This window comes from Bacillus timonensis, from assembly GCF_000285535.1.
GTDB lineage: Bacteria > Bacillota > Bacilli > Bacillales > Bacillaceae_L > Ferdinandcohnia > Ferdinandcohnia timonensis.
In genome coordinates, this window is the sequence record NZ_CAET01000091.1 from 1 (window position 1) to 1,491 (window position 1,491).

The 1,491-nt window shown below is 33.4% G+C and carries 1 protein-coding gene; it reads right to left on the reverse strand.

All coding sequences use genetic code 11. From position 1 onward, the window contains the following. Window positions 1–41: 41 nt before the first annotated feature. A protein-coding gene (locus BTHG_RS26025) for an IS3 family transposase (RefSeq protein WP_232284411.1) occupies window positions 42–1,375 on the reverse strand; the annotation gives its coding sequence in 2 pieces (ribosomal slippage) (window positions 42–965 and window positions 968–1,375; 1,332 coding nt in all). Between the last annotated feature and the right edge of the window lie 116 nt (window positions 1,376–1,491).

Genomic DNA, 1,491 nt, shown 5'->3' on the forward strand with positions numbered 1-1,491 from the left:
GTGAACTGTGCCCCCAATTTTAGACAGTTTTAAAAAGGGACTCAAGCAGCTAACAGATGATTCCGGTACTGAACCGGAGTCATCTTATTTAAATCCCATTGATATCGTTTGGTATTATAATCTTCGATATAATTATTGATTACTTGCTTTAATTCATCAAATGTCTTACAAGATTTATAGTCCACTTCATCCTTCAAATGGCCAAAAAAAGATTCCATTGGGGCATTATCCCAACAGTTACCTCTCCTTGACATTGATTGGGTAAGTTTTAATTTCTTAACTTTATTTTGGAATTTCGGATTAGTATAATGTACACCTTGATCCGAATGGATAATTGCTTTCTGATGGATCTTGTTCCCCATATTGCGCTTTAATTCGTCTAAAGTTCTATAAACTATTTCCATTTTCAATGAAGTAGATACATGGTAAGCAACAATTTCTTTCGTACTTCCATCTTTAACACAGGATAAATAAGCTTTTTGCCCATTAGAGTAATACAGGTAGGTAATATCAGTTAATAAAACTTTACCTGGTTCCTTTTGGTCAAACTTGCGTTCTAATAGGTTAGGGAATGTGCGATGTTCCTTTGTAGCTTTCGCTATATCTTTATAAGGTCTTGCCCTTCTTACTAGCGTAATTAAATAAAATTTGCGCATTAACCTTCTTATTTTCTTATGATTCATGACAACATCATAATCGTTCTCTAAATACATTTTAATCTGAAGAGCGCCAGCTTTTTGATGATGTTTTTCAAAAATAAAACGTATTAATTGAACATCCTCTTTATCCTTATCCTCACGTTCTTTTCGTTTATCGAACGCCTTTAACCAAGCATAATATCCGCTTTTACTAACTCCGGCTATCTTACATAAATAGCTTACTAATCTCTTTAAATCGTTTTTTTCTATAGTAAGTTTAATAAGTTCAAATTTTTGAGATGGAGTCAGTGATGTTTTTTCTTCATCGCCTGCCTTTCGAGTTCCTCTAGCTTTTTTAAGAAATCATTTTCAGCTTCCAATAGCTTGATGCGAGCTTCCGCCCTCTTTAGTTTTTCCTCAACAGATAATTCTTGAGAATCATTGGATTTTTTTCTTCCAGATCCTCTTTTATTGAAAAGTAAACCAAGCTCGCCTTTTTCTTCATATATTTTCCGCCATTGAAACAATCTCTTTCTAGGAATACCTCCACCAACTAAATCATGTGAAAAGCCATTCTCTCTAAAAATCTCCGCAGGAGAATTCCCCCCAATATAAGAAAGAACTGCTTTTACTTTAAACTCAGGTGAATAAGTAATACCTTTAGGGGTTACATTGGTTACATTAGGATTCTCCATTAATTCTTTTATTTCTTCTTCTGTGAAACCCTTTATATTCATAAATATCCTCCGTCCATAATCGTTAATTTAATTATAAACGGGTTTTTATTTCATTAAAATGAGAAAACCCGAATAATGTCCCTTTTTTAGAATTGTCCATTATTCGGGTCACAGTT